The sequence below is a fragment of the Streptomyces qaidamensis genome (assembly GCF_001611795.1).
Lineage (GTDB): Bacteria > Actinomycetota > Actinomycetes > Streptomycetales > Streptomycetaceae > Streptomyces > Streptomyces qaidamensis.
On record NZ_CP015098.1, the window covers coordinates 544,454 to 570,675 of the forward strand.

Here is a 26,222-nt window from a genome sequence, read left to right on the forward strand (position 1 = left end):
AGATCGCTGCGGTTTGAGCGATCGGGGGGCGGTTACACGGACGGCTCGAATGACGCAGGCTTGAGGAGGTCGTGGACGCATGTCCGGTACGCAGCTCACCGTGACGCTCAGCGGCGGAGGCGCCGATGACGCGCGAGCGGTCGTCCGCGCCCTGGAGGGCACCTTCGGGGCGCCGGACGAGCTTCCCGCCGACGAAAACGCGACGGTGCATACGGCGACCTTCGACGGGGAGGGGGAGACGGGCCCAGCCGGCGGTGGCGGGGAGGTTTCCGGGCGACTGTCCGCACCCGTGACCGTCACCGTGCAAGGCACCCCCGAGGCCGTGCGGCGGGCGAGCGACACGCTCACCCGGGCGTTCACGGCACGCGACGACGGGGCCGCCTCCGGCGACCAGGAGCAGGAGAGGGAGCTGCTCCTGGAGCCGTGAGAACCGGAGATGTGAGAACCAGTCTCACCAGCGGGATTCGACCTGGTCCTTGATCCGCCGGTCGTAGAGGTCGCGGATCGCCGTGAGCGTCTCGCCGGGCAGCCCCGGGAGGCGGGCGGCGGCCGCGTTGGCCCGGGCCTGCTCGGGCGAGCGCGCGCCGGGGATCACGGTCGTGACGCCGGGCTGCTCGACGATCCAGCGCAGGGCCAGCTGGGCCGGGGTGTACCCCTCGGGGGCGAGCGCCGCGAACTCGGCGGCGGCCTCCACACCGGTGGCGTAGTCGACGCCGGAGAAGGTCTCGCCCTGGTCGAAGGCCTCGCCGTGCCGGTTGTAGGTGCGGTGGTCGTTCTCCGGGAAGACGGTGTCCCGGGTGTACTTGCCCGACAGCAGGCCGGAGGCCAGCGGGACGCGGGCGATGATGCCGACTCCGGCCGCACGGGCGGCGGGGAGCACCTCGCGCAGCGGCTTCATGCGGAACGGGTTCAGGATGATCTGCACGCTCGCCACGTTCGGCCGGGCGATCGCGGTCAGCGCTTCTTCGCAGGTCTCGACGCTGACGCCGTACGCGGCGACGCGCTCCTCCTCGACCAGGGTGTCCAGGGCGTCGAACACCTCGTCCGTGGAGTAGACGGGCGTCGGCGGGCAGTGCAGCTGCACCAGGTCGATCCGGTCGACACCGAGGTTGCGCCGGGAGCGGTCGTTCCAGGCGCGGAAGTTGTCGAGCACGTAGTTGGCGGGGATCTGGTCGACCCGGCGGCCCATCTTCGTGGCGACCATGACGTGCAGGTCCGGGCGGCCGCTGAGGAACGCGGCGATGGTCTGCTCGCTGCGGCCGTCGCCGTACACGTCGGCGGTGTCGAAGAAGGTCACCCCGGCCTCGGCCGCCGTCTCCAGTACCGCGAGGGCTTCCTTGTCGTCGACGTCTCCCCAGTCGGCTCCCAGCTGCCAGGTGCCCAGACCGATGACGGAGGCGTGCTGACCCGACCTGTCGAATGTGCGCTCGTCCATGGGCGTCAGTCTGTCACCCGTCACGGCGCCGCGTGGAACGTTCTGCTCCGGCTCGTCGAGCCCCCACGATTCACTCACACGGGTGAATCGATGCGACAGGAACACGTCACGTGTCAACGGGCCTCTAGCGTGACGCCGGTGACTACCGGTTCAACGAACGACAACCCGTCCGAAGCGTCGCCCTGGACCCGCCGGGGTTTCCTCCTCGGCGCCACCGCCCTGGCCGCGTTGCCCGGTCTGCCGGCGGATCCCGCGGCCGCCGCCGCGGAGTTGCCGGACTTCCCGGCCGACGTCGCGCTGTACCGCTCGGCGTACCGCAACTGGGTCGGTGAGATCACCGCCGACGGTCTGTGGGCGTGTGCTCCGGACGGCCCGGACCAAGTGGTCGCCGTCGTCAACTGGGCGTGGCGGCAGGGGTGGCGGGTGCGCGCCCGGGGCGCCGCACACGGCTGGTCGCCGCTGACGGTGACGGAGGGAACACCGTCCGGGGCCCCGGTCCTCCTGGTCGACACCGCGGTCCACCTCACGGACCTCGCCCTGGACTCCCGGACCGCGGTGCGCGCCGGGACCGGCGTGACCATGGAGGACCTGCTCGCCTTCCTGGAGGAGCACGGCCTCGGTATCACCGCGGCACCCGCTCCCGGCGTGCTCACCCTGGGCGGCGTCCTGGCCGTCGACGGCCACGGCACGGCCGTCCCCGCGCGGGGCGAGCAGCGGCAGCCCGGGCACACCTACGGCTCGCTCAGCAACCTGATCCTGTCCCTCACGGCCGTGGTGTGGGACGACGGGGCCGGTGCGTACGTGCTGCGCACCTTCCAGCGCGACGGGGCGGACTGCGCCGCTCTGCTGACCCATCTCGGGCGGTCCCTGGTCACCGAGGTGGTGCTGCGCGTCGGCGCGAACACGAACCTGCGGTGCGTGAGCCGCACGGACATCCCGGCCGGGGAGCTGTTCGCCGCGCCCGGCTCGGACGACGGGCGGACGTTCGCGGGCTTCCTGGACGAGGCGGGGCGGGTCGAGGCGATCTGGTTCGCCTTCACCGAGCATCCCTGGCTGAAGGTGTGGAGCGTCTCCCCCACCCGGCCGCTGACCTCGCGGAAGGTGACCCGGCCGTACAACTATCCGTTCTCCGACAACGTCCCCACGCCGGTGGCGGAGCTGGTCGGCCGGATGACGTCGGAGGCCGCCTGGTACCTCGCGCCGGTGCTCGGCACCGCTCAGTACGAGGCCGCCACGCTCGGGCTGGTGACGACGCTGTCCGCCGACCTCTGGGGGCCCTCCAAGAACACGCTGCTGTATCTGAAGCCGACCACGCTGCAGGTGCACGCCAACGGCTACGCGGTCCTCACCGCGCGGGACGGGGTGCAGCGGGTCGTCTCCGAGTTCGCCGCGTTCTACCGGGAGCGGCTGACGGCGTACGCCGCCCGAGGCAGCTTCCCGGTCAACGGCTCGGTGGAGATCCGGGTGACCGGCCTGGACGACCCGGCCGCCACCGGCGTGGCCGGGGCCCGTCCGCCGCTGCTGTCGGCGCTCCGGCCGCCCGAGGACCACCCCGAATGGGACACGGCCGTGTGGCTGGACGTCCTGACACTGCCGGGCACCCCGGACGCGGAGGCGTTCCTGCGCGAGATCGAGCGGTTCCTGTTGCGTACGTTCGACGGCGGGTCCGCGCTCACCCGGGTGGAGTGGTCCAAGGGGTGGGCGTACACGGACGACGACGTGTGGAGCGACCAGGAGGTGCTGGGCGACGTTGTCCCGGCGGCGGTCGGCCCGGCCGCGTGGGCGCAGGCGCGCGCCGCGCTGGACCGGCTCGATCCGCACCACGTGTACGGCAACGCCTTCCTGGACCGGCTGTTCGGCCCCTAGGGGCCGAGGTACCTGCACGGTCGGGGCGCTATTCCCGGGAGGTCAGCGCCCGCGCGTGCACCGTCCGCGCGACCTTCGGCCCCAGCCAGCGCTTGAACCGGCGCAGCGGCTCCAGCTGTCCGGCCGCCCGGTCGAGCCGGTAGTACAGCTGGGGCGGGACGTAGGGCAGCAGCGGTGAGTGGCGCTGGCCGAGCAGGGCGAACATGCGCTCCGGGGGCAGGTGCATGTAGCGCGGCAGGTTCTCGTACCACTGGGCGCTGTATCGGGCCGCGCTCTGCACCGGCAGCAGGGCCGCCTTGCGTTCCCGCTCGTAGCGGGCGAGGGCGCGCGGGAGTTCCGGGTGTTCGCGCAGCGCGGCGGCCAGGGCGATGGCGTCCTCCAGGGCGAGCGTGGTGCCGGCGCCGATGGAGTAGTGGGTGGTGTGGGCGGCGTCGCCGAGCAGGACGAGGTTGCCGTGGTGCCAGGTGTCGTTGGTGAGGGTCCGGAAAGTCTGCCAGGGGGTGCCGCCGGGGCGGCCCAGCAGGGGGTGCCCGTCCAGGACGGCGGCGAAGAGCTTCTCCAGCAGGGCCCGGCTGTCGGCCTCGCTCGCCCGGTCGAGTCCGAGGCCGGTCCAGGTCACGGGCGCGCATTCGACGACGCAGGTGCTGCGGTCGGGGCCGTAGCCGTAGCCGTAGCACCAGATCCAGCCGTGGGCGGTCTCCGTGAAGGCGAAGGTGAAGGCGTCGAAGACCTTGGTGGTGCCGAGCCACACGTAGTGATTGCGCCCGGGCGTGAGCCGGGTGCCGAAGCGCTCGGAGTGGTGCGAGCGCAGTTCGCTGCGGACGCCGTCGGCCGCCACGATCAGGTCGGCGCCGGAGGGCAGGTCGCCTGCGGTGATCGCGCGCTCGTACTCCAGGCGTACGCCGAGGTCGCGGGCCCGGGCGGCGAGGATCTCCAGCAGCCGGTGGCGGCCGATGCCGTGCCCCTGGTCCCCGCTGTGCCGGGTCGTCAGGTCCCGGACGTGGGCGACGCCGTCGCTCCACCGGACGGAGCCGGCGTCGAGGAGGGCCGCCGACTCGGGGTCCCGCTCGTGGAGCCGGTCGAGCAGTCCGCGCCAGTACGTCACGCCCCAGCCGTAGGTGGAACCCTCCGGGTCGCGTTCGTAGACGGTGATGTCGTGGGACGGGTCCTGCCGCTTGAGCAGGATCGAGAGATACAGACCGGCGGGCCCGCCGCCGACACAGGCGACCTTCACGCACACCCCTGAGAATTACCGAGAGCTGTCGATTGCCGACGCAGAGTAGCAGCATGCGCGTGCCGCCGACCGGACCGCCGAATCGCGCCAGTTTCGCGGCGTGACGCGCGCCACGGACGGCGGGCCGCACCGGCAGAAACATCCGTCACAGCACCCCTCGCGGGCGGAACTTCCCCTTCCGCGCCCGCGCACCGGCGTCCCGCAGCAAGATCATCTTCGTTCAACCTTGCACGACATAAGGGGAATTGCCCGGATCGCAGCCAACCGGCTCGCGTGGATTTCTGCCGGTGGCGGGCGGGCCGGTAGGCATGCGGGGACATCAGCCGAAACCACCCCTGGAGGTCCGCATGCCGGAACTCAGCCGTCGCAGCGCGCTCACCGCAGCGGCCGTCCTCGCCACGAGCGCCGGGACGTTGTCCGCCGCCATCCCGGCCTCGGCCGCCGGGCACCACGGCTCGCCCGGAACCTTCGACGAGGTCTACAAGGGCCGCCGGATACAGGGCCGTCCGACGACCGGGTCCGGTCACCACGGGCACCACGGCGCGGGCTACGCGGTGTTCGTCGACGGGGTCGAGCTGCACGTGATGCGCAACGCCGACGGCAGCTGGATCAGCGTCGTCAGCCACTACGACCCGGTGGCCACCCCGCGGGCCGCCGCCCGCGCCGCCGTGGACGAGCTGCAGGGCGCGACGCTGCTGCCCTTCCCCGCCAACTGACCCGCACCGCAAGGCATCTGGAGCACCCGCACATGGCTGTCCGCAAGAACCAGTCCACCCTGACCGCCGACGAGAAGCGGCGTTTCGTCGCCGCGCTGCTGGAGCTGAAGCGCAGCGGCCGCTACGACGAGTTCGTCACGACACACAACGCGTTCATCGTCTCCGACACCGACAACGGCGAGCGGACCGGGCACCGCTCACCGTCCTTCCTGCCCTGGCACCGAAGATTCCTCCTGGAGTTCGAGCGGGCGCTGCAGTCGGTGGACGCGTCGGTGACGCTGCCCTACTGGGACTGGACCGTCGACCGTACGCCGCGCGCCTCGCTGTGGGCGCCCGACTTCCTCGGGGGCACCGGCCGGGAGCGGGACGGCCGGGTGACGGACGGGCCGTTCTCCGCGTCCGGCGGGAACTGGCCGGTCAACGTGCGGGTCGACGGCCGTACGTTCCTGCGGCGCTCCCTCGGTTCCGGTACCCGCGAGCTGCCGACCCGGGCCGAGGTCGAGTCGGTGCTGTCGATGTCCACGTACGACATGGCGCCCTGGAACAGCGGCTCGGACGGCTTCCGCAACCACCTCGAAGGGTGGCGGGGCGTGAACCTGCACAACCGCGTCCATGTCTGGGTCGGCGGGCAAATGGCGACCGGGGTCTCCCCCAACGACCCGGTGTTCTGGCTGCACCACGCGTACATAGACAAGCTGTGGGCCGAGTGGCAGCGCCGGCACCCCGGCTCCGGCTATCTGCCGGCCGCCGGCACGCCGAACGTGATCGACCTCAACGAGACGATGCGGCCGTGGCACGACATGAGCCCGGCGGATCTGCTGGACCACACGCCGCACTACACGTTCGACGTCTGATCAGACGCTCGCGGCCGTGCGGCACTCCGGGTGGCCCCAGCCGCTGTCGTTCTTGGCGATGGGCTCGCCGGCCGCGTAGGAGCGGCCGCACTGGCAGCGGCCGGGGAACTTCGCCTTGATGGTGCGCGCGGGGCCCTTGCTCCCTGCGGCCTTGGCGGTGCGCGGGCGGGAGCGCGGGGCCTTGGCCGGGGTGTCCGGGGCGGGCGGCGGCTCGGGGGAACCGAGGCCGCTGCCCGCGGGCTCCTGGACGGTGGCGGCCTGGCTGGCGGCACGGTCGGCGAAGTCGTTGAGCCGGTCGCCGTCGACCTGATGGGCGGGGACGTATCGGAACTCGACCGAGCGGCCGTCCAGGAGTTCGTCGATGCGTACGACGAGATCCTGGTTGGCGACCGGCTTGCCGGCGGAGGTCTTCCAGCCGTTGCGCTTCCAGCCGGGGAGCCAGGTGGTGACGGCCTTCATCGCGTACTGCGAGTCCATCCGGATCTCGAGCGGCACGTCCGGGTCGGTCGCCGCCAGCAGCCGCTCCAGCGCGGTGAGTTCGGCGACGTTGTTGGTGGCCTTGCCGAGCGGCCCCGCCTCCCACCGCTCCGGTGTCTCGGAAGCGTCGGCGACGACCCAGGCCCAGCCCGCGGGCCCGGGATTTCCCTTCGAAGCCCCGTCACACGCGGCCACAACACGTTCACGCATGCGCTCGATCATGCCATGACCGCGGGGGTCGTCCGGCCGGGAGGTCCGGACGCCTACGCCACGTCGGTCAGCTTCGGCATCTCTCCCTCTGTCTTCGTGATGTCGATCACCGAGAAGTTCGCCCCCTGCGGGTCGCTGATCGCCGCGAAGCGGCCGAACGGGGTGGTCATCGGGCCGAACCGCAGCACGCCGCCGAGTTCGGTGGCCTTCGCGACGGTCTCGTCGCAGTCCTCCACGGTGAAGTACACGTTGATGTACGGCTGCACCTCGGGCGGGAAGTCGTCGCCCATCTTCATGCGGCCCAGCACGGTGCGTTCGCCGAGATCGTAGATCCGGAAGTCCATCTCGCCGTCCTCCATGTCCCGCTGCCGGTAGGAGAAGACGGCGGGGAAGAACGCGTCGGACTTCGCGGGCTCGCGGGTGAAGACCTCCGCCCAGGTGTAGGCACCGGGTTCGGCCATCGCCTGGAAGCCCTCATGGGTGCCCGCCTGCCAGACGCCGAAGACGACGCCGCCGGGGTCGCGGGCCAGACACATGGTGCCGAAGTCGGCGACCTCCATGGGCTCCATCAGCACCTCGCCGCCGTTGTCGCGGATCCGGCCGGCGGTGGCGGCTGCGTCGTCGGCGGCGAAGTACAGACACCACTGCGACAGGCCCTCCTGGCCGGGCATGGGCGGGACGACGGCGGCGACCGCCTTGCCGTTCGCGTAGGCCTCCGTGTAGTTGCCGAGCTCCGCCGACGCCTCGGCGAAGGTCCAGCCGAGGACGTCTCCGTAGAAGCTCTTGGCCCCTTCGAGGTCGCCGAACATCGCGTCGGCCCAGCAGGGGGTTCCTTCAGGTTGCACGGCCATGACCACGACCCTCTCCGAATGGGTGGAATCATCCGCTTCCTCACGCTAGTCACCCGGCGGCCGGCCCGCGCGTCGAGCGGACCGGCCACCGGGTGGTCGGGCCACACCGGCCCGGACCATCGCGTCCGGCGGATGTCTTCCCCCCGGCGCCCGGCTGTGCTTGCCTGAGTGCCGTTTCGGTGGCCGGGGCGGGAGTTGCCATATGCGCAAGCCGTGGATCGTGGGGGCAATACTGGCCGGGGTGCTCCTCGGCGGGTGCGGGGATCCCGCGTCCGCACCCGATGAACCGGCACCGGCCGCGCCGCGCGCGTCGGCCACCACCCATCAGCGGGCCCCCGCCTCCCCCGGTCCGGAGCCGGGGAAGGCACCACCCAGGGTGCTGTACCTCGGCGACTCGCTGGCGATGGAGAGCCAGAAGGTTCTGGGCCAGGAGTTACGCCGGGATCTGAAGGCGCGGTACACCGGCGCCCCGTACTCCGGCACCACCCTGTGCGACTACCTGGAGGGCACGGCCGAACGGTCCCTCGTGCCGGCCGCCGACAAGGCCGCCGCGCTGGTGCGCAGGCTGCGGCCCGACTTCGTGGTCCTGCAGTTCTGGGGGAACTCCTGGGGCTACACGCCGTGCATGGACGGCATCACCCACGACAAGTCCCCGGCCCGGTACTTCAGCCGCTACGACGCCGACGCGCGCCGGCTCACCGAGCAGATCACCGCGGCCGGGGGCGACAACCGCCCCCGGATCGTCTGGGTGTCCCAGGGCCCGGACCCGATCACCCCCGACCGGATCCGGCGCGTCAACGCGCTGTACGAGAAGCGGGCCGCCGCCTCGGGCGACCTCGTGGCGGACGCCGGGAAGGCGGTGAGCCCGGCCGCGGACCGCTACACCTGGACGCAGTACCTGCCGTGCACGACCCACGAGCGTGCCCGCCCCGGCCTGTGCACTCAGCCGGGCCGCGACCGCACGGCCCTGCACCGCGACGACGACTATCTGCACTTCTGCCTGGCCCCGACCACCACCCGGCCGAAACCCTGCCCGGTCCGCTCCCCCGGCATCCTGCGCATCGCCCGGGAGGTCACCAAAACCATTCGACAGGCGGCGCGTTGACCGCTCGCATGGGCGCCATGTGCGCGGTGCGGATGCATGAGGACGAGCTGGCCATCGACGTCTCCCTCGTCGGCCGGCTGATCGCGGGGCAGTTCCCGCAGTGGGCCGGGCTGCCCCTGCGGCGGCTGGAGTCCTCCGGGACGGAGAACGCCATGTTCCGCCTCGGCGCGGACAAGGTCGTACGGCTCCCCCGGCATCCACGCGCCGTGGAGGCCATCGCGCACGAGCTGCGCTGGCTGCCCCGGCTGGGCCCGGGGCTGCCCGCCGCCTCGCCCGAGCCCCTCGGCCGGGGCGAACCCGGTGACGGGTTCCCGTGGCCCTGGTCGGTCTACGGCTGGCTCGGCGGCAGCAACCCGGTGCCCGGCAGGATCGAGCAGCCCGCCCTGCTCGCCGGAGACCTGGCGGCGTGCGTCACGGCCCTGCGCCGCATCGACGCGTCGGACGGGCCCCCGGGTTACCGGGGCGTGCCGCTGGCGACCCGCGACCCCTTCCTGCGTGAGGCGCTCGGGCGGCTCGCGGGGCGGGTCGACACCGCCGCGGTGACCAGGGTGTGGGAGCAGACCCTTCGGGCTCCGGAGCACACCGGGCCACCGCTCTGGGCTCACGGCGACCTGATGGCCGGGAACCTCCTGGTCACGGGCGGGCGGCTGAGCGCCGTGATCGACTTCGGCACGGCGGGGGTCGGGGATCCCGCCGTCGACCTCATCGGCGCCTGGTGTGTGCTGCCCGCGGCGGTCCGCGGCGTCTTCCGCGAGGCCGTGGGCGCCGGCGAGGCCGAATGGGCACGGGCCCGGGGCTGGGCCCTGTCGATCGCGGTCATCGCCCTGCCGTACTACTGTGACACCAACCCGCCGGTCGCGGAGAACTCCCGGCATGTGATCGGGGAGATCCTGGCCGAGACGGCGCAGGGGCAGAGATGGCTCCGCCCCTGCGTGCGTCGGGGCACGTCACTCGCCCGCGTACGCCTTCTCCAGCGCGGCGATGTCGAACTTGCTCATCGCCATGAACGCCTGGGTCACCCGGGACGCCTTCGCCGGGTCCGGGTCGCTGATCATCTCGGAGAGCCGGTCCGGGACGACCTGCCAGGACACGCCGAACCTGTCCTTGAGCCAGCCGCAGGGACCCGGCTCGCCGCCGTTCTCGGTGAGCCTGGTCCAGTAGTAGTCGATCTCCTCCTGGTTCTCGCAGAAGATCATGAAGGAAGTGGCCTCGGTGAACCTGAACTGGGGGCCGCCGTTGAGCCCGAGGAACCGGTGCCCGTTGGCCGTGAACTCGACCGTCATCACGCTGCCGGCGGCCTGGGGCGCTCCCTCGGGGTAGCGCGCGATCTTGCCGATGCTGGAGTTCTTGAAGATCGAGACGTAGTGGTGGGCGGCCTCCTCGGCCTGGCCGTCGAACCAGAGGCACGTGGTGAAACCGTCGGTGGTCATGAGTCCTCCTGCACGCGTCGAACGCTGTCACCACTGTCGACCGGCAATCGCGCCGGAACTCATCGGCCGGCGGCCGTCACATTCGGATGGCCGCTACACCGTTCGGAACTAGCATCCGGTCATGACGTCTTCGCCCGCCGACAGCGGCATCCGTCCCTTCCGCATCGACATACCGCAGAGCGACCTCGACGACCTCCACGACCGCCTCGACCGGACCCGCTGGCCCGACGAGCTGCCCGGTGTGGGCTGGACGTACGGCGTTCCGTCGGGCTATCTGCGGGAGCTGGTCCGGTACTGGCGGCACGACTACGACTGGCGGGCCGCTGAGGCGCGGCTGAACGCGTGGCCGCAGTTCACCACCGAGATCGACGGCGCGCGGGTGCACTTCGCGCACATCCGCTCCCCCGAGCCCGACGCCACCCCGCTGATCGTCACGCACGGGTGGCCGGGATCGATCGTCGAATTCGCCGGCATCGTGGGACCGCTGACCGACCCGGCCGCCCACGGCGGTGATCCTGCCGACGCCTTCCACCTCGTGCTGCCGGGCATCCCCGGCTTCGGGTTCTCGGGCCCCACCCGGGACACCGGCTGGGAGGCCCGCCGGATCGCCGACGCGTGGGCCGAACTGATGACGCGCCTCGGCTACGAGCGGTTCGGCGCGCAAGGCGGCGACTGGGGGGCGGCGATCTCCCGTGAACTGGGGCGCGTCCACAGCGGCCGGGTGATCGGCATCCACCTCAATCTGCTGCCCGGCGCTCAGGCCGCCGTCGAGCCGACCGCCGCGGAGCTGGAGGCGCTGAGCCCGGCCGAGCGGGAGCGCACGCTGACCTCGTGGCGGCGGTGGGCCGAGTGGTCGCGCGACGGCACGGGCTACTTCCACGTGCAGTCCACCCGCCCGCAGACGCTTTCCTATGCGCTCACGGACTCCCCCGTGGGTCAACTCGCGTGGATCGTCGAGAAGTTCCAGGAGTGGACGGACTCGGAGGAGCTGCCCGAGGAGGCCGTCGACCGGGACCTGATGCTCACGAACGTGATGCTGTACTGGCTGACGGGCACGGCCGGTTCGTCGGCCCGGATCTACTACGAGCGCGCCCACGCCCGGGGCGGGAGGACCGCCGCCCCGCAGGAGCCCTCCACCACGCCGACCGGGGTCGCGTCCTTCGCCGGCGACCCCCAGATCCCGCTGCGGCACAAGGCGGAGCGGACGGAGAACATCGTCCGCTGGACGGAGTTCGACCGCGGCGGGCACTTCGCGGCGATGGAGGAGCCGGACCTCCTGGTCGGTGATGTGCGGGCGTTCTTCCGCCCGTTGCGCGACAAGGGCTGAGCCGGAGGGCTCTGCCGGTAGCGGATCTGCCGACGGCAGAGAAACCGTTCGCGGGCATCGTCCGAGGTCAAGAGTGGAGTCGACGGCACATCCCCGACACGTCCACGGCGCTCGCCGCCACGACGAGGAGAACCGATGACTCCACTCACGACGCTCGCCCCGCGGGCGGAGGAGGGCGACACCCCTCCGACCCGCTTCGACGACCATCTGGCCGCCCAGCTGCTCGCGCAGCGCATCGTGCTGCTGGGCACCCAGGTCGACGAGGTCTCCGCGAACCGGGTCTGCTCCCAGTTGCTCGTCCTGTCCGCGGAGGACGCCCACACCGACATCAGCCTCTACATCAACAGCCCGGGCGGGGCGGTGCACGCCGGCCTCGCGATCTACGACACGATGCGGCTCATCCCCAACGACGTCTCCACGCTGGCCATGGGCTTCGCGGCCAGCATGGGCCAGTTCCTGCTGAGCGTCGGCACGCCGGGCAAACGCTACGCCCTGCCGAACGCCCGGATCATGATGCACCAGCCGTCGGCGGGCATCGGCGGCACCACCGCCGACATCGAGATCCAGGCGGAGAACCTGGAGTTCACCAAGCGGACCATCGAGCGGATCACCGCCGAGCACACCGGTCAGAGCCAGGAGACCATCTCCCGGGACGGCGACCGGGACCGCTGGTTCACAGCCGAGGAGGCCCGCGAGTACGGCATGGTGGACCGGGTGGTGGAGTCCCTCGCGGACGTCCGCCCGGCGGCCACCCGGCGCAGGATGGGGCTGCAGTGATGGGTTCGTACACGATTCCGAACGTCGTCGAGCGCACCCCGCAGGGCGAGCGGTCCTACGACGTCTTCAGCCGGCTGCTGTCCGAGCGGATCATCTTCCTCGGCACCGAGATCGACGACGGCGTCGCCAACGTCGTCATCGCCCAGCTCCTCCACCTGGAGTCGTCGTCCCCGGAGAGCGAGATCGCGATCTACATCAACTCCCCGGGCGGTTCGTTCACTTCACTCATGGCCATCTACGACACCATGACGTTCGTGCAGGCGCCGATCTCCACGTTCTGCGTCGGGCAGGCGGCCTCCACGGCGGCCGTGCTGCTGGCCGGCGGGGATCCGGGGCGGCGGTTCGTGCTGGAGCACTCCCGGGTGCTGCTCGGCCAGCCGGCCGCCGGCGGGCAGCGCGGCATGGTGTCCGACCTGGCGCTCCAGGCCAAGGAGATGGTGCGGATCCGCTCCCAGGTGGAGGAGGTGCTGGCGCGGCACACCCACCACGACGTGGCGGCCCTGCGCGCCGACATGGACCGCGACAAGGTGTTCACCGCGCAGGAGGCGGTGGGCTACGGGCTGGCCGACGAGGTGCTCAGCCGGCGCCTCGCGAGGGTCTGAGGCGCCGGCCGGTACGGCTCAGGCGGCCAGGCACATTCCGTCGTGCGACGAGGTGGAGGCCCCGCGACGGCCTGCGCCCGCGTAGCGCGAGGTGACGCGGGTCAGTTCGCCCTGGGCCCTCGTCAGCAGGTCGCCGAGGTTCAGTCCGAGGGCGTGGGCGGCGGCCGCGAGGACCTCCGAGGAGGCCTCCTTGCGGCCGCGCTCCACCTCCGAGAGGTAGGGCATGGAGATCCGCGCCTCGTCGGCGACATCCTTCAAGGTGCGCTCCTGCGCCAGGCGTTCACGGCGCAGCACGTCCCCCACCAGGTCCCGCCACAGCGGCTCCTTGGCGGCGGGGGCCTGCGGCGCCTGGCGTCGCGGCGTTCCGGCGGGGCGCGCGCCGTGCGGGCGCAGAGGGATGACTCGGGCTTCGTTCGGCAGGTGGTTGCTCACCGCTCCAGCCTAGGAATCCCGGCCGCCGGGGGAAGGGCCCGGCGTTCCGCCCTGGGTGGAATCACCCGTCCACACCGACGGAGGGGCGCATTCCGCCCGATTTCACCCATGGGAAAATCGCGGGGCATGGTGCGCGTCGACCCGGGTACCCGCAACTCGGGAGTACCTATGCAGAAGTCCGCCGTGACGTTCGTGGGAGAGGTAATGGAGACCGCCGTGATCCGGTCGAAGGCACAGGTCGTCGAAGAGAACACCGAGGCCAGCGCGGGTGACGGGGCACTGCCGGGCGTCGTGGACCCGCGGTCCGTGGCCCCGCGGGACGCGAGGGAGCTGTCCCGCCAGTTCTTCCAGCGCCTGACGGAGCTCGAAGAGGGCACGCACGAATACCAGTACGCGCGCAACACTCTGATCGAGATGAACATGTCGCTCGTGCGCTTCGCGGCCGGCCGGTTCCGCGGCCGCGGCGACGACATGGAGGACATCGTCCAGACCGGCATGATCGGCCTGATCAAGGCGATCGACCGGTTCGAGCTCTCGCGCGAGGTCGAGTTCACCTCCTTCGCGCTGCCGTACATCGTCGGCGAGATCAAGCGCTTCTTCCGTGACACGACGTGGGCGGTGCACGTGCCGCGGCGGCTCCAGGAGCTGCGCGTGGAGCTGGCCAAGGCCCGTGAGGAGCTCGCCAGCCGGCTGGATCGCGAGCCGACGGTCGCCGAGCTGGCCACCTTGATGAACATCTCCGAGCGCCAGGTCGTCGAGGGGCAGATCGCGGCGAACGGATACAACTCCTCGTCGCTGGACGCCGCCCTCACCGGCGACGGCCCGGAGAGCGGCGAGGCGGTCCTGGCCGACTTCATCGGTGTGGAGGAGGACGGGCTGCGGCTCGTCGAGGACTTCCACTCACTCGCCCCGCTCATGGCGGAGCTGAGCGAGCGCGACCGGCAGATCATCCACATGCGGTTCGTGGAGGAGGCCACCCAGGCGGAGATCGGTGAGCGGCTCGGCTGCTCGCAGATGCACGTCTCCCGCCTGATCAAGCGGATCATCACGCGGCTGCGCGAGGGCATGCTGGGCGAGCTGGGCTGCGCCTGACACCGTCGTACCACCAGCGGGTGCCGTCCCCCATGCGGGAGTGGGGCGGCACCCGCGACTGCGTTCTGACTCCGTCCGACACCCGCGACTGCGTCCTCATTCCGTCCGGGTGACACGTCCCCCCGGACGGTTCACCCCTGGGCTGCCTCGGAGAGTGGCAGTACCGCGCGCACCCGCTTGCCCACCGGCACCCGTTCCACGCTGACCTGCTCCGCGAGCGCGTGGACGATCTCCAGGCCGTGCCGGCCGATGCGCTCGGGGTTGCGCGGGAAGATGCGGGGCAGTGCGGAGCTGCTGTCGTAGACCGACACCGTCACGGCGCTGTCGGTGCCGACGAGCTCCAGGATGTACGGCCCGTTGCTGTGCCGGTCGGCGTTGGTGACCAGCTCGCTCACCACCAGCAGTACGGCACCCTCGACCCGCTCGTCGATCCGCGCGCACCACTCGGTCCTGAGCTGGTCGAGAAAGAGCGCGGCGAAGGACCGCGCCTCGGCGATGCATCCCTGCTCACCGGTGTAGTGTGCCGCCCGCCTCAGCGGTTCCACGGGCACGTCGAAACCAGTCGGTATCACTGCCTCGTCCAGGTGGTCGATCATTCTTTTCTCTCTGGGAAGCCGGACTGGCCGGACGCTCTGCACCAGTGCTCGTACCCCGAGCCGGGCTTCACAGTCCTGACAGATTCTCCCCCATCCGACGCTGCGGGCATTGTCCCCCCTTCGCGGGGCACCCGGAAGTCATCAGGACCGGCCGAGGGCGGCCGGGCCGGATCGCCGGAGGTGCGTGGTGGCCTGGTGGATGTGGCTGGTCGTGGTGGTCGCGGCGCTCGCCGCTGTCGCGGCGGTGACGCTCGCCGTGCAGGCGGGCCGCCGGTCGGGGACCGTCATCGCGGTCCGGCGCCGGCCCGGCGGGAAGGGCCTGCGATGAACGAGCTGATGGCTGCGCGGAGCCTGACGACCCTGCCGGTGGTCACCCTGGACGGGGAGGCCGTCGCCCAGGTCAAGGACACCGTCTTCGACGCCGCCGCCGGCCGGATCACCGGTTTCACACTCAGCGGCCGGAGCCTGCTGTCGGGTCCGCTGAAGCGGAGTCTGCCCTGGTCGGGGGTGCACGCGCTGGGTCCGCAGGCGGTCATGATCCGCGATGCGCTCGCGCTGCGGGACACATCCGTCGTGGTGGCCCGCCGCGAGGCCCAGCAGGGCCGGGTGCTGCACGCGAAGGTGCTGACCGACGAGGGCACCGAGGTCGGCACCGTGCTCGACGTGATCGTCGAGGGCGGGACCAGCGGCCGGGTCGTGGGGTTCCGGATCGCCGCGGGCAAGGCGCTGGTGCAGGGCTCCCGACGCCGTCGGCACCGGGTGTACGTGCCGCGCGGTGAGACACTCGCCGTCTCCGGCCGGGCGCTGGTCATCCCGGCGGATGCCACCCGCTACGTCGCCGACGACCTGCCGGCCTTCGCCACCCGGGTCGGGGCCTTCCGGGCCGGGCGGGAGGGGACGGCGTCATGATGCTGTTCTCAGAGGCCCGGGGCCTGCCGGTGCTGACGCTGACCGAGGCGGAGGAGGTGGGCGCCCTGAGGTCGCTGACGGTCGACGCCGCGTCCGGCGTGGTCACCCACGTCCGGGTGCGCGGCCGGCACTCCCGCAAGGAGACCGTGCTGGCCTGGGGTGCGCTGCACGCCGTCGGCCCGGACGCGGTGCTGGTCCGCACGACCGCCGAACCGGCCGAGGTGCCGCCGCACCACGAGCTGCCGGGTCTGCGGATCCTCACCGAGACGGGCGACACGCTCGGCACGGTCCAGGATGTCGCGTTCGAGCCGGAGACGGGCCGGGTCGAGGCGGTCGTCACCGCCCACGGCGACCTGCCGGCCGATCGGCTGCTCGGACTCGGGGACTACGCCCTGGTCGTCCGCGCCTCCTGAACCGTCCGGGTCAGCAGGCCGACCCGGTCAGGAGGCCGGGGCCTCTTCGCTCGTGGCGCCACCGGTGTCGCTCCCCGTGTCGGTGTCGGTGCCGGTGTCGCCGTCGGGCGGGGGCTGCTGGGTGTCGGACGACGGCGGTGCGTCCGTCGTCGGCCCCGTCGTGTCCGTGTCCGAGGTCGGCGGTTCGCTGGTGGGCGGCTGCGACGTCGTCGTGTCGGGCGGTGCCGTGGGCGTGGTGACGCTCGCCGACGGGGAGGGCTTGTCGGGCTTCTGGGTCTTTTGGTCCTTCTTGCCCGTGTCGCCCGGCCGGCGCTCGAACCACTCGCCGTCGGGTTCGCACATCACGAAGGCGTCGACCGGCTTCGGGGCGGGCGTCACCATGACGACGTTCGACGACTTGTAGCCCGGCCACGCCTCGCCGGTCGTCCTGGGCGCGCTCTTCTGGGCCACCGGCGGGGAGAGCGGGTTGCCGCACGCGCAGCGCACCCGCGGCACGCCGCGGTCGTCGACCAGGACGGCCGTGCGGGCCTGGAGGACGGCCTGGTAGCTGGTGGGGGCGCCGTCCTTGTAGCCGTGGTTGGTGACGCGGGTGTCCATGCGGAGCTGCACGGGGGTGAGCGAGCGCAGGTAGGCGGGGACCTCGGACGGCTCGATCCGGGCGACCGAGGCGAACGCGCGCTGCTTGTCCGGGGCCTCCTCCAGGTACGTGATCTGCTTCTCCACGTCACAGCTGGCGACGTTGCGGGTGCCGCCGTAGAGGCCGGGCGCGTCGCCGGTCACGCCCCGGACGGCGTTCTGCGGTGCCGGCTCGGTGGCCCCCGAGGGCGAGACCGGCGAGGCGGAGCTCTTCTCCTCGGCCGTCGACTCGGTGAACGCGTCGGGGCCCGTGTCCGCGGCGGGCTGGAGGAAGACCTCGCCGCTGGACGTGCTGGTACCGCCGTCGGACGCGCCGGTGCCGCCGTTGTCGGGCCGGGACAGCACCACGGCCAGGATGACGGCGGCCACCACGGCGGTGGCGATGATCGCGACTCGCGGCACGGACCCCCACCACGGCCGGCGGGGCCCCGGCTCGCTGCCGCCTCCGGTGGGCGGCTGTGAGGGCGGGCCGCCGCCGCCCGGCGGTGGCTGGGAGGGACCCGACAGCGGGCCCGAGGGAGGTCCTGTGGGGCGGCCGGACGACGGCGGATCGACGCTCACGAGTTCTTCTCCCCGCGTGGGTTCTCTGCGGCCTACGCCCAGGGAGATTGATCCCGGCATGTACCGCTTCTTCCACTACCTGTTCATTGTGTGCCCCGGTCCCGTACGCCCCGCAAGCCGACGCGGACGGACCTCTCCGGCGGGCGGCCGGCGCGGGGGCTGCTTAGCGTGGCAGCGTGAGTTCGCGCACCCCCTCCGGCCAGGCACGCACCTCCGGCGAGCGGGCCGTCGCCCACCACGGCTGGGCGCATGCCCTCGTCACGGTGCTCGGCGGGCTGCTCGCCATGGCGGTGGTGGCAGGCCTGGGTCTGTGGGCGGCCGGGGCCGCGGATCTCCCGGACGGCTCCTTCGCTCCCGTCGTAGCGGCCACCATGGTCACCGCCGTCGGCGGCACGGTGAGGCTCGCCGGAAGCGCGGGCGATCTCGCCGACACACAGGCGGGCCTGACGGTGATGCCGTTGTCCGTCACGCTGACGGGTGCGCTGGTGGTCGCCTGGGGGTTCCTGCGGCCGCTGCGGCACCGCGCGGTCGCCGGTGCCGGGGAACTGGCCGGCTGGGCCGGCCGGGTGGCGGCCCTTTGGCTGCTGGCGCTGATCGGCCTGACACTCGCCGCCCGCCACACCTTCGACATCTCCCTCGGGGACGACACGCTGGGTGAACTCGGCGACCTGTTCGGCGCGTCGCCGAAGGTCGGCTTCACCACGGACGTTCCGCTGTCCGTGTTCGTCGGCGTGGTGTGGCTGGCCGGTGTGCTGATGCTGGCGCTGCTGGTGTCGCGCGGGGCCCCGTTGCCCGCGGGGCTGTTGCGCTTCCAGGCGTCGGTGCGGCCGACCGCGTATGCGATGGTCGCGCTGCTGCTGGCCTGTGTCGTCATCGGTGTGGTCATCGCCCTGATCGTCGCGGCGACCAAGGGGAACGCGCGGGAGACGTTCGCCGTGATCCTGCTCGGCATCCCCAACCTGGCGTGGCCGGCGCTGACGATCGGACTCGGGGCCACCTGGAACGGCAGGGTGGAGGGGCCGTTCGGTCTGCCCATGCCGCAGGTGCTCGACGAGGTACTGCGCACTCCGGACATCTCCGAACTGAACCTGCGCACCCTGGCCGAGCACGACGGCCGGGTGTGGTGGCTGCTGGTCGCCGACATCCTGCTGCTGCTGGCAGCCGCGTTCGTGATGGCGGCCCGGTCGCCCGCCCGGGTGCGGGCCTGGCAGCACGCGGTGCACATGGCCGTCGCCCTGGTGCTGACGGTGTTCATGATCTGCCTCGTCGGACGCATCTCCGCGCACTACGGCCTGTCCGTGCTCGGCATCGGGGATCTGGGCGGCGGCCTCGCAGGCGAGCTGTTCCTGAGACCCAGGCTATGGGGCGCGGTCGGCCTGGCCGTCCCGTGGGGGCTGGTGACCGGGTTCGCCGGGGCGCTGCTGGCCCGGCACGTGCGGCGGCGCGGCGAGGTGCGTTCCGACAGCGGGGACTGACGCCCCGTTCTACGTCCGCTCCATGAAGACCGGTTCGGCCCAGCGCGGCGGTGGCTTGGGCCGCTCCTCCCCCACGCCCGGCAGCTGCCGGTCCACTCGCGTGGGCTGCCTCGTGGCACCGCCCTTCCGGCCGCCGGTCGTCGCGGCGCGCAGCGCGGCGACGAAGGCGAGGCAGGACGGGTACCGGTCGTCGGGGCTTTTGGCGAGGGCCTGGGCGAAGACGGGGTCGACCCGGGGGTCGAGGTCGGGCCGGTCCTCGGTCAGCGGCGGCGGTTCGTCGTACTGGTGGGCCCAGAGCAGGGCCATGTCGTCGTCGCGGAGGAAGGGCGGATGGCCGGCCAGGGTCTCGAAGACGACGCAGGCGAACCCGTACACGTCACAGCGGGCGTCGACCGGCTTGCCGGAGATCTGCTCGGGGGAGACGTAGTCGAGCGTGCCGACGAACTGGCCGACGGTGGTGAAGCCGGTCAGCGACAGCGACTTCTTCGTCAGGCCGAAGTCGGTGAGGTAGACGTGCTCGGGGTGGTCGCTGTCGGTGCCGCGGGAGACCAGGATGTTGCCGGGCTTGACGTCCCGGTGGACCAGTCCGTGATCGTGGGCCGCGTCGAGCGCGGAGGCGACCTGGGCGGCGACGCGCACGGCGGTGACGGGCGGCATCGGGCCCTCGCGGTCGAGGACGTGCCGCAGGTCGCTGCCGGCGACGTACCGCATGGCGATGTACAGCACGCCGTCCGTCTCGCCAGCCTCGAACACCGGCACGATGTGGGGGTGGTCGATCGCCGCGGCGGCCCGGGACTCGTGGGTGAACCGGCGGCGGAAGGTGTCGTTGCGGGCGAGTTCAGGGGCGAGCAGCTTCAGGGCGACGGTGCGTTCCAGGCGCAGGTCGCGGGCCCGGTAGACGACGGCCATGCCGCCGCGCCCGATCTCCTGCTCGATCCGGTACCCGGCGATCTGCTGCCCGATCAGCTCGGAGGGCCGCCCCGAGAACAGGCTCGTCTCGCGGTTCAACGCCCGTCACCCTCGGGCGGGACGACCCGCGTGGGCGTCGCCCTGGCGGGCCGGTCCTCCTCACCCTCCCCGTCCCGGTCCTCGCGGGACACGACCCGGGTGGGTTCGGGGGCACCGGCAGCCACGACCCTCGTGGGCTCGGGGGCGTCGGGGGACACCACTCGCGTCGGTTGGGGGGCCTCGGGAGACGCCGCACGCGTGGGCTCGGGTGCCTCGGACGACACCACCCGGGTCGGCTCAGGAGCTTCAGCAGGCACAACTCGGGTGGGCTCAGGAGCCTCAGCAGGCACCACCCGGGTCGGCTCAGGAGCCTCAGCAGGCACCACCCGGGTCGGCTCGGGCACCTCAGCAGGCCCGACCCCGGCGGACTCCGGAGCCTCAGGTGACACCACCCGCATCGGAGAAGGCGTCTCAGCAGGCACCACCCGGGTCGGCTCAGGCACCTCAGCAGGCCCGACCCCGGCGGGCTCCGGCGCCTCAGGTGACACCACCCGCGTCGGAGCAGGCGCCTCAGCAGGCACCACCCGGGTCGGCTCAGGCACCTCAGCAGGCCCGACCCCGGCGGACTCCGGAGCCTCAGGTGACACCACCCGCGTCGGAGAAGGCGTCTCAGCAGGCACCGCCCGGGTCGGCTCGGGCGTCTCAGCAGGCACCACCCGGGTCGGCTCAGGAGCCTCCGAGGGCACCACCCTCGTCGGCTCAGGCGTCTGGTGAGGCGGCGTGCTCCGTGCGGGCTCCGGGGCCACCGGTGCAACTACCCGGGTCGGTTCAGGTGCCACGGCAGATTCGGCCCTCTTCGGCGCAGGCCCCTCCGCCGGTGCGGCCCTCTTCGGCGCAGGCCCCTCCGCCGGCGCGGAGTTCTCCGGCTCGGGTGTCTCAGGCCGCGCAGCCCCCTGCGGCTCGGGCGGAGGCGCGTCGGGTCGGCGGGTGGCCCCGACCGGGCCCCCGGGCGGCACCCCCCGCGTGGGGCGATGCGCGGGCGCTTCGACCGGGCGGGACGCCGGTCCGGCCGCGGGCGTCTCGTCCGTCGCGTACGTGCTCGTCCGGGCTCCGTCGGCGTACACCCAGTGCCCATGGGCGGAGTCGTAGAGCCACACGGACTCGCCGTCGACGACGACGCCGATCCGCATGCCATGGGTGCGCGCGCGGAACGACTCCCGGTCGAGGCCGCCCGCGAGGTCCTCCACCGCGGAGCGGTAGCGCGCCAGGGCTTCCTGCGCCCGGCCCAGCAGCGGCCGCGGATCGGCGGCCCGGGTGAGCGGCCCGTCCGCCGTGGGCGGATCCTGCGGTACGGCGACCAGGCGCCGGCCGTCCACCCAGGCCGACCAGCCGTTGAAGCACAGCACGTGCCCCCAGTCGCCCTGCCGCTCCAGGAGCTGCACGGGCAGCAGGGGGTCCAGGTCCACCGTGGGCCGGGACGGGTCGGGGACCTCCCAGGCGGGCATCCCGTGCTGCGGGACGACGTGCGTGGGCCGGAATCCGGGAGTCGTCACGGGCGCTCCCTACTTCCGCATCACGGCCGGTTCGTGCCGGCGCAGCATCCGGGACACGAGGAAGCCGAAGAGCACCGACAGCACGACCAGCATCCCGACGTCGATGAGCCAGGTGCCCGCCGAGTGCTCGAAGAGCGGGTCCTTCGTCAGGTCGCCGGGCACGATCCGGCCCAGTCCGACAGTGCCGGCCATCGCGGCCAGTGCCCAGCGCGCCGGCACCAGCCAGCCCAGCTGCTCCAGCCCGGGTGTGTCGGCCAGCTTCAGCAGGGCCCCGCAGAAGACGACCTGCACGATGGCGATGAGCACCAGCAGCGGCATCGTCACCTCTTCCTTGCGCACCAGCGCGGAGACGAGCAGGCCGAGCATCATCGCGGTGAACGCCAGCAGGGCGACGGCCACCGTGATCTCCACCAGGGGCGGCATCAGCACGCCTTCGCCGCCGGGTGCGTTGAGGTCGACGCCGAGCAGGGCGACCAGGGTCAGCACCACCGCCTGGAGGACGGTTATGACGCCCAGGACGATCACCTTGGACATCAGGTACGCCGATCTGGACAGGCCCACCGCACGTTCCCGCTGGTAGATCACGCGTTCCTTGACGAGTTCGCGCACGGCGTTGGCGGCCCCGGTGAGCACCGCGCCGACGCACAGGATGAGCAGCGCGTTCATCGCCGTGTCCAGCGTCAGCTTGCCGCCCGCCAGGGCGCGGGCCATCGCGCCCATGACGAACGGCAGCGCGATCATGATGATCAGGAAGGTGCGGTCGGCGCTCAGCGCGGCCGCGTAGCGGCGCACCAGCGTGCCGAGTTGGGCACCGCGGCTGCGCGGCCGGGGCGGGGCGGTGATGACGACCGGCTCGGACCGCGGCTGCCGGGGCTGCGCGGAGGCGTCGGCCACGTACCGGCCGTGGAAGGGCGAGGCGAGGTACTCTCCCGCCCAGTCCCGCTCGGTGTCCCGGTCGAAGGCCTCGAAGGCCTCCGGCCACTCCTCGAAGCCGAAGAAGGACAGGGCGTCCTCGGGCGGCCCGTAGTAGGCGATCTTTCCGCCGGGCGCGAGCACGAGGAGCCGGTCGCACACGTCGAGGCTGAGCACGCTGTGGGTGACGACGATGACGGTGCGGCCGTCGTCGGCGAGGCCGCGCAGCATGTGCATCACCGAGCGGTCCATGCCGGGGTCGAGGCCGGAGGTCGGCTCGTCGAGGAACAGCAGCGACGGCTTCGTCAGCAGTTCCAGGGCCACGCTGACGCGCTTGCGCTGGCCGCCGGACAGGCTGTGCACGTGCTGGTCGGCACGCTGCTCCAGGCCCAGTTCGCGGATGACCTCGTCGACCCGGGCGCGCCGCTCGGCCTTGGCGGTGTCCTGCGGGAAGCGCAGTTCGGCGGCGTAGGTGAGGGCTTTGCGGACGGTCAGCTGCGCGTGCAGGATGTCGTCCTGCGGGACCAGGCCGATGCGCTGGCGCAGCTCGGCGTAGTCGCGGTAGAGGTCGCGGCCGTCGTAGAGGACGGTGCCATGGCCCGCGGGCCGCTGGCCGGTGAGGGCGTTCAGGAGCGTGGACTTGCCGGCGCCGCTCGGGCCGACGACGGCGAGCAGGCACTTCTCCCCCACCGGGAACGACACGTGGTCGAGGAGCGTCTTGCGGCCGCGGTCGACGGCGACCGCGAGGTCCTGCACGTCGAGGGAGACCTCGCCGGTGTCGACGTACTCCTGGAGTTGGTCGCCGACGAGGCAGAACGCCGAGTGGCCGATGCCGACGATGTCGCCCTGGCCGACCGGGGCGCTGGTGACGGGGCTGCCGTTGAGGTAGGTGCCGTTGTGGCTGCCCAGGTCGTTGATCTCGTAGCTGCCGTCGGCCAGGGCGCGCAGTTCGGCGTGCCGACGGGAGACGACGAGGTCGTCGATGACCAGGTCGTTGTCGGGGGCGCGGCCGATGCGGACGGTGCGGGTGGGCAGCGGACGTACGGTCGTGGGCTGCCGGTAGGTGCCCGTGCGGGACGGCATGGAGACGGCGGAGGGGCGTTCCGGTGCGCGTCGGGCGGGGGCGGGGCGGCGGCCCGTCAGGGTCATGCGCGGTCCGTCGGCCGGATTGCCGAAGCGGATGACGGTGCCGGGTCCGACGTCCCACTCGTGGATGCGCCGGCCGTCGGCGTAGGTGCCGTTGGTGCTGTCCTCGTCCTCGATGGTCCAGTGACCGTCCTCGGGCTTCAGCACCGCGTGGTGCCAGGAGACCCGGTCGTCGTCGATGACGATGTCGCACATCGGGTCGCGCCCTACGTGGTAGTCACGGCCCGGGATCATCACGGTGCTGCCCGTCTCTGTCTCCAGGACGAGTTCTGGTGCTACCGAGGGTTGCGCCATGGTCAAGATTCTACCGATTTGCCCTGTTCTGCGCCTGGGCGGGCGAGGCTGCGGCAGGTCAGCCGACGGAGATGCCGACGAAGGGTGCCGTGCGCTGCATCCGCAGGGCGTCCACGGACTCGGCGAGCAGTTCGTATTCGGTGGTGTCGTCGCTGGTGGCGATACGCACGAGCCGTCCGGCCGCCAACTCCTCGGCGACCCGCTCCTGCTGGGCCGGATCGGCGCACCAGGCGCGCAGCAGCCCGGGCACGTCGGGCACGGTGTGGGCGACCGGCACGAGCGCGCCCGGAGGTAAGTGCTCGGCCTCGGGCCGGGGGTCGAGGCGCTGGGCGATCCAGGAGGCCCGGTCGCGCAGCCACCACAGGGCGAGGGCGAGGGTGGGCGCACGGTAGGTACCGAGGGGCACTCCGATCCGGCGGCCGTCGCAGACTCCGTACGCCGTGACGTGGCACAGAAACTCATCGTGCACGTGACCCTCCCCCGTTGCCCCGCCCGTCTGCCCTGCCCGGCCTCACTTGCCTCGCCCGGCTTCACTTCTCCTGCGGCTCGCGTGCTGTGCGTGAGGGCGCCGTCGCTCGACGTGAAAAGCGCTCTCGCAGGTCAGTATGTTCACTACTGAATCACTGTCACCACGACTTTCCGGCCACTCTCCTGGCATATTCACCCCCCGGGTTGGCCGAAATCCGGCGAGCCGTCGCACCGGCCCCTGGCCTTGGGGCTGATCGACGCTCGCGGCGGCCGGGGGCAGGGTGGTCGTACCGGGTTCACCGCGACCGGAATCCGACCCCTGACCAGCAGCGACGACCTTCAGCGATCACCACGGTGATCGCGGCGCCCCGCGACCGGTTCCCCGGGGTTGGAGTTGCGGCCGACCGGCGCGTCGACGGTCGTCACGACACCGCGCCCTGCTCGGATCTCCGGACCGGGTGCCCGCCGGGACGTGAAGCGGGCGGTCGCGATGAGTTTCCCGGTGTCCGGCGGTCTGATGTGAGGAAGAGGCCGCCGAGCACCGGAGGACGTCATGACCACCACGGGAGTTCTGGACGCGGAGTTCACCGCGGTCCTGCGCAAGAGTCCCGCCGAGGGCGGCTGGACCTATCTGGTCTGGCCCCGGTCCGTCGAGTTCTTCGGTACTCGCGGCCTGGTCAAGGTCCGCGGGACGATCGACGGGCATCCGTTCCGCAGCTCGTTCATGGCGCTGGGGGACGGCACCCACAAGCTTCCCGTGAAGGCCGACGTCCGCAAGGCCATCGGCAAGGAGGAGGGTGACACGGTGACAGTGCGCCTGGAGGAGCGGATCGGCTCCCAGCCGCGCGTGCCCGGGGGCGGACGCCCCCGGGCGGGCCGACCTGCTACTGCTTGACGATGGCGTCGATCCGGGCCAGTTCGTCCGCGTCGAAGTCCAGGTTGCGGATGGCGCCGACGCTGTCCTCGATCTGCTGTGCGCTGCTCGCGCCGACCAGTGCGGAGGTGACCCGGCCGCCGCGCAGCACCCAGGCCAGTGCCATCTGAGCCAGGGTCTGGCCGCGGCCCTTCGCGATGTCGTTCAGGTCGCGCAGCCGGCCCACCAGGTCCTCGGTGAGCGCGTCGGAGTTCAGGAAGGGGCTGTCGCTCGCGGCCCGGGAGCCCTCGGGGATGCCGTCGAGGTAGCGGGCGGAGAGCACGCCCTGCTCCAGCGGGGAGAAGACGATGGACCCGACCTGGAGCTCGTCCAGGGCGTCCAGCAGCCCCTCGTCCTCGGGGCGGCGGTCCAGCATGGAGTAGCGGGGCTGGTGGATGAGGAGCGGGGTGCCCAGCTCGCCCAGGATGCGGGCGGCCTCGCGCGTCTGCTCCGCGGAGTAGTTGGAGACACCGACGTACAGCGCCTTGCCCTGCTGCACCGCCGAGTGCAGGGCCCCCATCGTCTCCTCCAGCGGAGTGTCCGGGTCGGGACGGTGCGAGTAGAAGACGTCGACGTACTCCAGGCCCATCCGCTTCAGGCTCTGGTCCAGCGAGGACAGCACGTACTTGCGCGATCCCCATTCGCCGTACGGGCCGGGCCACATCAGGTAGCCGGCCTTGGTGGAGATCACCAGCTCGTCGCGGTACGGCGCGAAGTCCGCCTTCAGGAACTCGCCCAGCGCGGACTCGGCGGCGCCGGGCGGCGGGCCGTAGTTGTTGGCGAGGTCGAAGTGCGTGACACCGAGATCGAAGGCGCGACGCAGGATGGCGCGCTGCGTCTCGACGGACCGGTCCGGGCCGAAGTTGTGCCACAGGCCGAGCGAGAGCACGGGGAGCTTCAGGCCGCTGCGTCCGGTGCGCCGATAGGGCATGTCCGCGTAGCGGTCGGGGTGTGCGGTGTACAACGCGACTCCAGAAGGGTTGGCACGGT

The 26,222-nt window shown here is 72.1% G+C and carries 26 protein-coding genes and 2 pseudogenes; 15 read left to right on the forward strand and 13 right to left on the reverse strand.

Going from position 1 to position 26,222, the window contains the following annotated elements; all coding sequences use genetic code 11:
* Positions 1-79 precede the first annotated feature (79 nt).
* Complete coding sequence (locus A4E84_RS02410; protein ID WP_062924944.1) at positions 80-427, forward strand: hypothetical protein; 348 nt, start codon at positions 80-82, stop codon at positions 425-427.
* Between the two features lie 24 nt (positions 428-451).
* On the opposite strand, the gene A4E84_RS02415 is transcribed toward A4E84_RS02410, so the two are convergent.
* Positions 452-1,435, reverse strand: coding sequence for an aldo/keto reductase (locus A4E84_RS02415; protein WP_062924945.1), 984 nt, complete (start codon positions 1,433-1,435; stop codon positions 452-454).
* A gap of 138 nt (positions 1,436-1,573) precedes the next feature.
* Here A4E84_RS02415 and A4E84_RS02420 point away from each other — a divergent pair, with 138 nt between their 5' ends.
* Positions 1,574-3,301, forward strand: coding sequence for a cholesterol oxidase substrate-binding domain-containing protein (locus A4E84_RS02420; protein WP_062931248.1), 1,728 nt, complete (start codon positions 1,574-1,576; stop codon positions 3,299-3,301).
* A gap of 28 nt (positions 3,302-3,329) precedes the next feature.
* On the opposite strand, the gene A4E84_RS02425 is transcribed toward A4E84_RS02420, so the two are convergent.
* Positions 3,330-4,541 carry an FAD-dependent monooxygenase gene (locus A4E84_RS02425; protein ID WP_062924946.1) on the reverse strand — a complete coding sequence of 404 codons (1,212 nt, stop codon included), beginning with the start codon at positions 4,539-4,541 and terminating at the stop codon, positions 3,330-3,332.
* Positions 4,542-4,882: 341 nt separating this feature from the next.
* On the opposite strand from A4E84_RS02425, the gene melC1 reads away from it, so the two are divergent.
* Positions 4,883-5,251 carry an apotyrosinase chaperone MelC1 gene (gene melC1, locus A4E84_RS02430; protein ID WP_062924947.1) on the forward strand — a complete coding sequence of 123 codons (369 nt, stop codon included), beginning with the start codon at positions 4,883-4,885 and terminating at the stop codon, positions 5,249-5,251.
* A gap of 32 nt (positions 5,252-5,283) precedes the next feature.
* Entirely contained in the window at positions 5,284-6,105 is an 822-nt protein-coding gene (gene melC2 / locus A4E84_RS02435) for a tyrosinase MelC2 (RefSeq protein WP_062924948.1), read from the forward strand.
* Here melC2 and A4E84_RS02440 read toward each other — a convergent pair whose 3' ends face one another.
* Positions 6,106-6,804 (reverse strand): ribonuclease H family protein, encoded by a 699-nt coding sequence (locus A4E84_RS02440; protein ID WP_062924949.1) that lies wholly within the window; start codon positions 6,802-6,804, stop codon positions 6,106-6,108. It abuts the gene before it with no gap.
* Between the two features lie 41 nt (positions 6,805-6,845).
* A complete protein-coding gene (locus A4E84_RS02445; protein ID WP_062931249.1) occupies positions 6,846-7,643 on the reverse strand; it encodes a VOC family protein in 798 nt (265 codons plus the stop codon).
* 202 nt (positions 7,644-7,845) lie between these two features.
* Between A4E84_RS02445 and A4E84_RS02450 the strand changes: the two genes are divergently transcribed.
* A complete protein-coding gene (locus A4E84_RS02450; RefSeq protein WP_062924950.1) occupies positions 7,846-8,748 on the forward strand; it encodes an SGNH/GDSL hydrolase family protein in 903 nt (300 codons plus the stop codon).
* A gap of 152 nt (positions 8,749-8,900) precedes the next feature.
* Positions 8,901-9,488, forward strand: a pseudogene (locus tag A4E84_RS40270) (aminoglycoside phosphotransferase family protein); the annotation flags it as partial.
* A gap of 207 nt (positions 9,489-9,695) precedes the next feature.
* Here A4E84_RS40270 and A4E84_RS02455 read toward each other — a convergent pair.
* On the reverse strand, positions 9,696-10,178 hold the full coding sequence (locus A4E84_RS02455; RefSeq protein WP_062924951.1) for a VOC family protein: 483 nt from the start codon (positions 10,176-10,178) through the stop codon (positions 9,696-9,698).
* A 121-nt stretch (positions 10,179-10,299) separates the two neighbouring features.
* Between A4E84_RS02455 and A4E84_RS02460 the strand changes: the two genes are divergently transcribed.
* The 3 genes from A4E84_RS02460 to A4E84_RS02470 all read left to right on the forward strand — a co-directional run bounded on the left by A4E84_RS02460 (position 10,300) and on the right by A4E84_RS02470 (position 12,884).
* Positions 10,300-11,505, forward strand: a complete 1,206-nt coding sequence (locus A4E84_RS02460; RefSeq protein WP_062924952.1) for an epoxide hydrolase family protein — start codon at positions 10,300-10,302, stop codon at positions 11,503-11,505.
* A gap of 135 nt (positions 11,506-11,640) precedes the next feature.
* The gene (locus A4E84_RS02465; protein ID WP_062924953.1) at positions 11,641-12,282 is read left to right on the forward strand and encodes an ATP-dependent Clp protease proteolytic subunit; all 642 of its coding nucleotides are present in this window, start codon (positions 11,641-11,643) and stop codon (positions 12,280-12,282) included.
* The gene (locus A4E84_RS02470) at positions 12,282-12,884 is read left to right on the forward strand and encodes a ClpP family protease (protein ID WP_062924954.1); all 603 of its coding nucleotides are present in this window, start codon (positions 12,282-12,284) and stop codon (positions 12,882-12,884) included. Before A4E84_RS02465 ends, A4E84_RS02470 begins: the two co-directional genes overlap by 1 nt.
* Before the next feature lie 18 nt (positions 12,885-12,902).
* Here the strand turns inward: A4E84_RS02470 and A4E84_RS02475 are convergent, their stop codons facing one another.
* On the reverse strand, positions 12,903-13,316 hold the full coding sequence (locus tag A4E84_RS02475) for a helix-turn-helix domain-containing protein (RefSeq protein ID WP_062924955.1): 414 nt from the start codon (positions 13,314-13,316) through the stop codon (positions 12,903-12,905).
* A gap of 204 nt (positions 13,317-13,520) precedes the next feature.
* Here A4E84_RS02475 and A4E84_RS02480 point away from each other — a divergent pair, with 204 nt between their 5' ends.
* Positions 13,521-14,408, forward strand: coding sequence for an RNA polymerase sigma factor SigF (locus A4E84_RS02480; protein WP_062931250.1), 888 nt, complete (start codon positions 13,521-13,523; stop codon positions 14,406-14,408).
* A gap of 131 nt (positions 14,409-14,539) precedes the next feature.
* Here A4E84_RS02480 and A4E84_RS02485 read toward each other — a convergent pair whose 3' ends face one another.
* Positions 14,540-15,004, reverse strand: coding sequence for an ATP-binding protein (locus A4E84_RS02485; RefSeq protein ID WP_062924956.1), 465 nt, complete (start codon positions 15,002-15,004; stop codon positions 14,540-14,542).
* A gap of 187 nt (positions 15,005-15,191) precedes the next feature.
* Between A4E84_RS02485 and A4E84_RS43315 the strand changes: the two genes are divergently transcribed.
* Genes A4E84_RS43315 through A4E84_RS02495 form a run of 3 tightly spaced genes read left to right on the forward strand, consistent with a single transcriptional unit; the run spans position 15,192 to position 16,326 of the window.
* Complete coding sequence (locus A4E84_RS43315; protein ID WP_167455400.1) at positions 15,192-15,332, forward strand: hypothetical protein; 141 nt, start codon at positions 15,192-15,194, stop codon at positions 15,330-15,332.
* Positions 15,329-15,913 carry a PRC-barrel domain-containing protein gene (locus A4E84_RS02490; RefSeq protein ID WP_062924957.1) on the forward strand — a complete coding sequence of 195 codons (585 nt, stop codon included), beginning with the start codon at positions 15,329-15,331 and terminating at the stop codon, positions 15,911-15,913. The genes A4E84_RS43315 and A4E84_RS02490 overlap by 4 nt, the downstream gene beginning before the upstream one ends.
* Positions 15,910-16,326 carry a PRC-barrel domain-containing protein gene (locus A4E84_RS02495; RefSeq protein WP_062924958.1) on the forward strand — a complete coding sequence of 139 codons (417 nt, stop codon included), beginning with the start codon at positions 15,910-15,912 and terminating at the stop codon, positions 16,324-16,326. Before A4E84_RS02490 ends, A4E84_RS02495 begins: the two co-directional genes overlap by 4 nt.
* A 27-nt stretch (positions 16,327-16,353) precedes the next feature.
* Here the strand turns inward: A4E84_RS02495 and A4E84_RS02500 are convergent, their stop codons facing one another.
* Entirely contained in the window at positions 16,354-17,523 is a 1,170-nt protein-coding gene (locus A4E84_RS02500; protein WP_237304790.1) for a DUF6777 domain-containing protein, read from the reverse strand.
* A 176-nt stretch (positions 17,524-17,699) separates the two neighbouring features.
* On the opposite strand from A4E84_RS02500, the gene A4E84_RS02505 reads away from it, so the two are divergent.
* Entirely contained in the window at positions 17,700-18,998 is a 1,299-nt protein-coding gene (locus tag A4E84_RS02505; RefSeq protein ID WP_062924960.1) for a streptophobe family protein, read from the forward strand.
* 9 nt (positions 18,999-19,007) lie between these two features.
* On the opposite strand, the gene A4E84_RS02510 is transcribed toward A4E84_RS02505, so the two are convergent.
* The 4 genes and pseudogenes from A4E84_RS02510 to A4E84_RS02525 all read right to left on the reverse strand — a co-directional run bounded on the left by A4E84_RS02510 (position 19,008) and on the right by A4E84_RS02525 (position 24,320).
* Entirely contained in the window at positions 19,008-20,006 is a 999-nt protein-coding gene (locus A4E84_RS02510) for a serine/threonine-protein kinase (protein WP_062924961.1), read from the reverse strand.
* Positions 20,007-20,944: 938 nt separating this feature from the next.
* Positions 20,945-21,499 (reverse strand): annotated as a pseudogene (locus tag A4E84_RS44210) (hypothetical protein); the annotation flags it as partial.
* A gap of 9 nt (positions 21,500-21,508) precedes the next feature.
* On the reverse strand, positions 21,509-23,851 hold the full coding sequence (locus tag A4E84_RS02520) for an FHA domain-containing protein (protein WP_062924962.1): 2,343 nt from the start codon (positions 23,849-23,851) through the stop codon (positions 21,509-21,511).
* 58 nt (positions 23,852-23,909) lie between these two features.
* Positions 23,910-24,320, reverse strand: coding sequence for a hypothetical protein (locus A4E84_RS02525; RefSeq protein ID WP_062924963.1), 411 nt, complete (start codon positions 24,318-24,320; stop codon positions 23,910-23,912).
* 552 nt (positions 24,321-24,872) lie between these two features.
* On the opposite strand from A4E84_RS02525, the gene A4E84_RS02530 reads away from it, so the two are divergent.
* Positions 24,873-25,214 carry a DUF1905 domain-containing protein gene (locus A4E84_RS02530; protein WP_062924964.1) on the forward strand — a complete coding sequence of 114 codons (342 nt, stop codon included), beginning with the start codon at positions 24,873-24,875 and terminating at the stop codon, positions 25,212-25,214.
* Here A4E84_RS02530 and mgrA read toward each other — a convergent pair.
* Entirely contained in the window at positions 25,204-26,196 is a 993-nt protein-coding gene (gene mgrA, locus A4E84_RS02535) for an L-glyceraldehyde 3-phosphate reductase (protein WP_062924965.1), read from the reverse strand. The genes A4E84_RS02530 and mgrA overlap by 11 nt on opposite strands.
* Positions 26,197-26,222: the final 26 nt, after the last annotated feature.

Excerpts from the sequence above, each read along its gene's own strand:
- melC1 (WP_062924947.1), top strand. The coding sequence starts at position 4,883 with ATGCCGGAACTCAGCCGTCGCAGCGCGCTCACCGCAGCGGCCGTCCTC.
- A4E84_RS02465 (WP_062924953.1), top strand. The coding sequence starts at position 11,641 with ATGACTCCACTCACGACGCTCGCCCCGCGGGCGGAGGAGGGCGACACC.
- A4E84_RS02490 (WP_062924957.1), top strand. The coding sequence starts at position 15,329 with ATGAACGAGCTGATGGCTGCGCGGAGCCTGACGACCCTGCCGGTGGTC.
- A4E84_RS02495 (WP_062924958.1), top strand. The coding sequence starts at position 15,910 with ATGATGCTGTTCTCAGAGGCCCGGGGCCTGCCGGTGCTGACGCTGACC.
- A4E84_RS02440 (WP_062924949.1), bottom strand. The coding sequence starts at position 6,804 with ATGATCGAGCGCATGCGTGAACGTGTTGTGGCCGCGTGTGACGGGGCT.
- A4E84_RS02460 (WP_062924952.1), top strand. The coding sequence starts at position 10,300 with ATGACGTCTTCGCCCGCCGACAGCGGCATCCGTCCCTTCCGCATCGAC.
- A4E84_RS02410 (WP_062924944.1), top strand. The coding sequence starts at position 80 with ATGTCCGGTACGCAGCTCACCGTGACGCTCAGCGGCGGAGGCGCCGAT.
- A4E84_RS02445 (WP_062931249.1), bottom strand. The coding sequence starts at position 7,643 with ATGGCCGTGCAACCTGAAGGAACCCCCTGCTGGGCCGACGCGATGTTC.
- A4E84_RS02520 (WP_062924962.1), bottom strand. The coding sequence starts at position 23,851 with ATGGCGCAACCCTCGGTAGCACCAGAACTCGTCCTGGAGACAGAGACG.
- A4E84_RS02530 (WP_062924964.1), top strand. The coding sequence starts at position 24,873 with ATGACCACCACGGGAGTTCTGGACGCGGAGTTCACCGCGGTCCTGCGC.
- A4E84_RS02480 (WP_062931250.1), top strand. The coding sequence starts at position 13,521 with ATGGAGACCGCCGTGATCCGGTCGAAGGCACAGGTCGTCGAAGAGAAC.
- A4E84_RS02485 (WP_062924956.1), bottom strand. The coding sequence starts at position 15,004 with ATGATCGACCACCTGGACGAGGCAGTGATACCGACTGGTTTCGACGTG.
- melC2 (WP_062924948.1), top strand. The coding sequence starts at position 5,284 with ATGGCTGTCCGCAAGAACCAGTCCACCCTGACCGCCGACGAGAAGCGG.
- A4E84_RS02455 (WP_062924951.1), bottom strand. The coding sequence starts at position 10,178 with ATGACCACCGACGGTTTCACCACGTGCCTCTGGTTCGACGGCCAGGCC.
- A4E84_RS02415 (WP_062924945.1), bottom strand. The coding sequence starts at position 1,435 with ATGGACGAGCGCACATTCGACAGGTCGGGTCAGCACGCCTCCGTCATC.
- A4E84_RS02470 (WP_062924954.1), top strand. The coding sequence starts at position 12,282 with ATGGGTTCGTACACGATTCCGAACGTCGTCGAGCGCACCCCGCAGGGC.
- A4E84_RS02450 (WP_062924950.1), top strand. The coding sequence starts at position 7,846 with ATGCGCAAGCCGTGGATCGTGGGGGCAATACTGGCCGGGGTGCTCCTC.